Source organism: Clostridiales bacterium (assembly GCA_012512255.1).
In the GTDB taxonomy this organism is placed as follows: Bacteria; Bacillota; Clostridia; order Christensenellales; family DUVY01; genus DUVY01.
On sequence record JAAZDJ010000075.1, the window covers coordinates 1 to 5,151 of the forward strand.

4 protein-coding genes and 1 tRNA gene are annotated in these 5,151 nt (G+C 40.7%); 3 read left to right on the forward strand and 2 right to left on the reverse strand.

Annotated elements, in window-relative coordinates:
- Positions 1–206: 206 nt before the first annotated feature.
- Entirely contained in the window at positions 207–488 is a 282-nt protein-coding gene (locus tag GX756_04060; protein ID NLC17034.1) for a hypothetical protein, read from the reverse strand.
- A gap of 2 nt (positions 489–490) precedes the next feature.
- The gene (locus GX756_04065; GenBank protein NLC17035.1) at positions 491–1,660 is read right to left on the reverse strand and encodes an iron-containing alcohol dehydrogenase; all 1,170 of its coding nucleotides are present in this window, start codon (positions 1,658–1,660) and stop codon (positions 491–493) included.
- Between the two features lie 274 nt (positions 1,661–1,934).
- On the opposite strand from GX756_04065, the gene safA reads away from it, so the two are divergent.
- The 3 genes from safA to GX756_04080 all read left to right on the forward strand — a co-directional run bounded on the left by safA (position 1,935) and on the right by GX756_04080 (position 4,774).
- Complete coding sequence (gene safA, locus GX756_04070; GenBank protein NLC17036.1) at positions 1,935–2,540, forward strand: SafA/ExsA family spore coat assembly protein; 606 nt, start codon at positions 1,935–1,937, stop codon at positions 2,538–2,540.
- Between the two features lie 203 nt (positions 2,541–2,743).
- Complete coding sequence (locus tag GX756_04075; GenBank protein ID NLC17037.1) at positions 2,744–4,132, forward strand: FAD-binding protein; 1,389 nt, start codon at positions 2,744–2,746, stop codon at positions 4,130–4,132.
- Between the two features lie 552 nt (positions 4,133–4,684).
- Positions 4,685–4,774 (forward strand) — tRNA-Ser (locus tag GX756_04080).
- The last annotated feature ends 377 nt before the right edge of the window (positions 4,775–5,151 follow it).

Consider the following 5,151-nt stretch of genomic DNA (forward strand, 5'->3'; position numbering starts at 1 on the left):
AACAAGGCAATACCCATATATGCCGATATGCGCATATATTTATATTTAAAAAAAATTTATAATGAGACAGTTTAAAGATTTTGATTATGACAGTTAGAGTATTATATTTTTAAATAAGCCTGTAATAAATATTACAGACTTGTTTTATTATTTCTTTATATATTCATAATAAGTCGCATTATTTTTACTAAAAAGCATAGCTTTTTTTATTCCAATATTTCTTTTATATGGCGCTTGCCTTTAATTAGGTGGACGGTTACGCCCGAGCAATACAATAAAGCCAAAAACATTCCCAAAACAGCCCAAATAGTAATAATCCAAAATATTAATATCAAAACAAACATTGCCAAAAACGCTATGCTTATGCCCAAAAACACGCCAAGATGCAAGTTAATTTTGGGCGACATTATTATAAGATAAATTATTACCTGCGCCGCAAAAATCAAGAAAATCCAAAGCCTAGGCGCGCTGAATAAAAGTTCTAACATTATTATAACGCTAATCTGTATATCTTTTCTATATCCAGAGGGTCCAAAGGCACAAGGTTGCCCACGCTTTTTGCGTCCACGGCTTTTTGCGCCATAAGCTTAAAGTTTTCATCGCCTATGCCGATTTGTCTAAGGCGAACGGGCATTCCTATGGAAGTATAAAAATCTTCCAACTTTTGTATACCTTGCAACACGGTCAATTCCATATCGCATAGGCTGTAACTTAGACCAAACACGTTTTGGAAAAATTGCGCGAATCTATTGATGTTATGCTTATAAACATATTTTATCCAAGCCGGGAAGATTATAGCCAAGCCCGCCCCATGCGCTATATCATAAAACAACGACAATTGATGCTCTATGCCGTGCGACGCCCAATCGCCTATTCTGCCGCAGTTAAGAAGCCCGTTGTGCGCTATCGTGCCCGCGAACATAAACTCGGCTTGGGCGTTATAGTCTTGCGGGTTTTTTAGGACAAGCGGCGTATAGTGTATAATCGTTTTGGCTACGGCTTCTATTAATCTGTCGGTAAGGTCCACATTTTTTTCATTGGTAAAATATCTTTCCATTAGGTGCGCCAATATATCGCTAGCGCCGCAGCCCACTTGATATTTGGGCACGGTGTATATTAATTCGGGGTTTAAAATGGCAAATTTGGGGATTACCGCGCGGCTATATGCGCCAATCTTAAACTTGTCTTTTTCGTGGGTTATTACAGTATTGGGACTGGATTCGCTGCCCGCCGCCGCGATCGTTAAAATATTGCCGTTTGGCAAGGCGCGATCGGCTTCTTTTTGGTTGAGATAAAAATCCGTCCAAGCGTCCCCGTCATAAACCGCCTGCATGCAAATGGCCTTAACGGTGTCTATAACGCTGCCGCCGCCCACGCCCAAGACAAAGTCCAAGTTGTTTTCTTTGACTATTTGGACGCCCTTTTCTACCAAATCCCATCTGGGATTGGGAACGACGCCGCCCAGCTCATAAAATGTTATATCCGCTTCTTTTAAATATTGCTTTACCTCGTCCAAAAGCCCGCTCTTTTTGACCGAGCCGCCGCCATATACTACCAAAACTCTATTGCCATTATGCTTTTTGACTAATTCGCCCACTCTTTTTTGGGTGTCTTTTCCAAAAACTAGATGAGTAGGATTGTAAAACTCAAAGTTTTGCATAAGGTAACTCTCCCTAATTATTCTTTTTTTTATATAGTAACATAAAACCTTAAAACTTACAATTATTAACTTATTTGGCAAAAAAATCAAAAAATTCCCATTAAAATATGTTTTTTATATATTCGCCGCCCAAATTTTGCATATTTTTATACCCATATAGCAATATTAAAACTAAAAAACAAGGATGCGCAAAAAAATGAAAAAGCCAAAAATCTTAATTATACCCATAATCGCGTTGTTTTTGTTGACGACTTTTAGTTTGAGCGTTCGCGCCATGCCAGAAGACGAGTTTGAGCACAGCCAAACCCAAATCAGTTACGCTTCGGCCGCCGCGCCTACTTCATACAAGGTAGTTTCGGGCGATTCGCTATGGAAAATCGCCGTCAAATTTGAGGTAGGGCTTTCCGAGCTTATTAAGGCGAATCCGCAAATAAAAAACCCGTCTTTGATTTATCCCGGTCAGATTATCAATATTCCGGAAGCCGCGCCCTTAAAAGCCATAGAAGACGAAATCTTTAGGCTTGTTAACTTACAAAGAAGTTACAACGGTTTAGGCCCATTGACATATAATTGGCAGGTGGCAAGGGTGGCGCGAATTAAATCCCAAGACATGATTAACAACCGTTATTTTTCGCATTATTCGCCTGTTTATGGTTCGCCCTTTAAGATGCTTGAAGACTTCGGGCTAAGATTTTCTGCCGCCGCTGAAAATATCGCGTATGGGCAAAAAACCGCCCAAGCCGTTATGAACGCGTGGATGAACTCGCCCGGGCACAGAGCCAATATCCTGTCCTCAACGGTTACCCAAATAGGCGTGGGCTGCGCAAAGGCCGCCAACGGAACGCTGTATTTTACCCAATTATTTATAAAGCCTTTGTAATTAAAAAAAGACTTTAAAGATTTTTTAAAAGCTAAATTAAAAATATTTCTAACAAAGCCGCCTTTTTCATAAGGCGGTTTTGTTATCTTTGCCCAAAATAGCTAAAAAAATGGCGTTAAATAAACAGTTGACTTATGCGCCATAGGCATATATAACAAAATTGAGAGTAAATAAGGTTTTTTTTGATAAATTGGAGGGAAAACATGAAAGCCGATATCGTAATAGTGGGAGCGGGGCCAGCGGGGATTTTTACGGCTATTGAAATGCTTAGGAACAAATCAACCAAAAAAATAATAATGGTGGAGAAAGGCTTGCCCATAGAAAAAAGGAGATGTCCCAAACATAAAACCTTAAAGTGCCAAAATTGCCGGCCCTATTGCCATATAACAACAGGCTTCGCGGGCGCGGGCGCTTTTTCGGACGGCAAGCTTTCGCTAAGCTGCGAAGTGGGCGGTGACTTGCCCGCATTGATAGGCGAGCAAAAAACGCAAGAGCTAATAGACTATACCGACAAAATATATTTGGAATTTGGCGCGGACCCGAAAATAGAAGGCGTCGCCAACACCGAGGAAATAAAAGAAATACGAAAAAGGGCGATCGCTGCGGGGCTAAAACTGGTTGACTGCCCTATCAGGCATTTGGGCACGGAGAAGGCGCAAGAGATCTATCTTGGGCTGGAACGCTATTTGATTGACAACGGCGTTGAGATTTTGTTTGAGCATGAATGTTCCAACCTTATCTTAAAAGACTCGCGGTGCGAGGGCGTGATAGCTTTTGACGGGGCGAGAAGTTTTGAGATATTTGCCGACCATACCGTTGTGGCGACGGGAAGACGGGGCGCGGATTGGCTGGAAAAAATCTGCCAAGAGCACAAAATAGCGCACGAGCCGGGCGTGGTTGACATAGGCGTAAGGGTGGAGGTGCGCAATGAAGTTATGGAAACAGTCAATAATGTGCTTTACGAGTCCAAGCTTATCGGCTATCCCAAGCCTTTCAAAAATAAGGTGCGCACTTTTTGCCAAAACCCGGGCGGGTTTGTAAGCCAAGAAAATTACGACAACGGCTTGGCTGTCGTCAACGGTCATTCTTACAAAGACTTTAAGTCCCCGAACACAAATCTTGCCATTTTGTGTTCGCACAACTTCAGCCACCCTTTTAATCAGCCCATTGAATACGCGCAAAAAGTGGGCGAATTGACCAATATGCTGGCCGCGGGGCGTATCTTGGTTCAGCGCTTCGGCGATATACTGGACGGCAAAAGGACTTGGGAACATGAGCTGTCGCGGTCAAATCTAAAACCCACCTTGCCCGACGCCGTAGCCGGCGACATTACCGCCGCCATGCCATACAGGGCTATGACCAATATTATCAATTTTATACAGGCGGTGGACCAAGTCGTTCCGGGTTTTGCGTCTATTGAGACATTGCTGTATTCGCCCGAGCTAAAGTTTTATTCCAACCGCGTCAAAATGGACACCGACCTTAACACCAATATACAAGGGCTTCATTGTCTGGGCGACTCAAGCGGCTGGACGCGAGGGCTTATGATGTCGTCCGCGATGGGCGTCTTGATGGGAAGAAAATTGGCCTGAATATCTTAAAAATATTGGCATAAGCATCTTAAGCATAAAATGCTATTTAAAAAAAGACTTATTGGATATAAACTCTTAATAAAGGTTTTGATAATTAAAAAATTGTCATAAATCATAGCTTAAAGGGCTTATGATATTATTTTATAATGAGTTATTAGCCGAAAAATAGTATTAAATAAATCATTACGCGCTTATCTATATGTTATTAAAAAAGGGGAAAAAATAACGATTTTTTTACCTAAAAAAGTATTGTAAGAAAAGACCAAAACTTAAAACGCCTATTTTCTATTACTATAGAATTGTTTTTACGGTCTAAAATTGAATAGAACAAGTTAGTAAAAGTTAAAAAACAAAAAAACGAAAATTAAAGTTGCGTATATACGCATAGGTAATATTATAATCAAGCCTTAATTTTTTATTCAAATAAATTTATTGCCAAATATTATTAGGCGTCAAAATGCCCCAAAAACTTGCCCAAAAACCGCCGATATGATAATATTAAATAGCTTTTTATATACTTTTTTAAAAGATAATTTTGACTTATCAACTAATGGAGAGGTGGTTGAGTGGTCGAAGACACACGCTTGGAAAGCGTGCGTACGGGAAACCGTACCGGGGGTTCGAATCCCCCCCTCTCCGCCATATAAGCACGCAAGCATTGATACAATGCTTGCGTGCTTATTTTATGCCCAAAATGGCTCAAACAACATATTTTACACTAAAAACCGTCAAAAGGTCTTATTTTTAAGGCTTTTTGGCGGCTTTTTTGTTTTCTGCAGTTTGCTTAGGGCATAGAAAATACCCATTTGCTGAATGTAACGGCTGATTTTGTCTTGCACTCAACAAACGGGTACTTGAGGGGTGTTCACTCAACAAACGGGAACAAAGTGGATTTGAACACGGTGTTCACCCAACAAACGGGAATAATTTTAAGCTGTGGTATTATAAGTAATGTGGAAAGTTTCGCGGGCAACAACATAGTTAAATTAGCGGCTTCGAAAAAAATGATAATTTATACA

Bases quoted from the DNA above. Each gene is read 5' to 3' on its own strand.
- GX756_04065 (NLC17035.1), bottom strand. From the start codon at position 1,660: ATGCAAAACTTTGAGTTTTACAATCCTACTCATCTAGTTTTTGGAAAA.
- GX756_04075 (NLC17037.1), top strand. From the start codon at position 2,744: ATGAAAGCCGATATCGTAATAGTGGGAGCGGGGCCAGCGGGGATTTTT.
- safA (NLC17036.1), top strand. From the start codon at position 1,935: ATGCCAGAAGACGAGTTTGAGCACAGCCAAACCCAAATCAGTTACGCT.
- GX756_04060 (NLC17034.1), bottom strand. From the start codon at position 488: ATGTTAGAACTTTTATTCAGCGCGCCTAGGCTTTGGATTTTCTTGATT.